Below are 577 nucleotides of genomic sequence, written 5' to 3' on the forward strand. Positions count from 1 at the left end.
AGGTACAAAATACGGTGTTGTGATTCGTACCGAACGATTGGCTTGGTTAATTGCCAAAGTAAGCACTTGATAAATCAAATACTCTGGCATGCCGGGGCCAGATGGAACCACCTGAATCGGATGTTGGTATTTGCTGTTGTCAATTTTGCACTCCGGCAACTTCGGCAGATAACGTTCGCCCGTTTCTACTTCCCAGTCCCAGCAGTGAATCGCACTTAACACGTTTACGGTTGGCCCTGTAACTCGCACCATGATATCGATCCAACGCCCAACGCCGCTGCTCTGCTTAAAGTATGCAGGATCGACAAGGTTCATTGACCCTGTATAGGCGATTTCATCATCAATGACGATGATTTTACGGTGCTGGCGAAGATCAAGACGACGTAAGAAAATACGCCACATCTTCACTTCGAGCGCCTGAATAACCTCGATACCCGAATCTTTCATCATTTTGTACCAAGGACTTCTGAAGAAGCGTGGGCTACCCGCAGAGTCCAATAGCAGCTTCACATCCACACCACGTTTAGATGCTTGGATAAGAGCGGATGCTACCGAATCGGCCAAGCCGCCTGGGTGC

Annotated in this window: 1 protein-coding gene; it reads right to left on the reverse strand. The window is 48.7% G+C overall.

Annotated elements, in window-relative coordinates; genetic code table 11:
- Nucleotides 1–577: phospholipase D-like domain-containing protein (locus R8N47_RS27040; protein WP_318186346.1), on the reverse strand; the 577-nt coding region annotated here is incomplete at both ends.

Source organism: Vibrio sp. 2132-1, assembly GCF_033344315.1.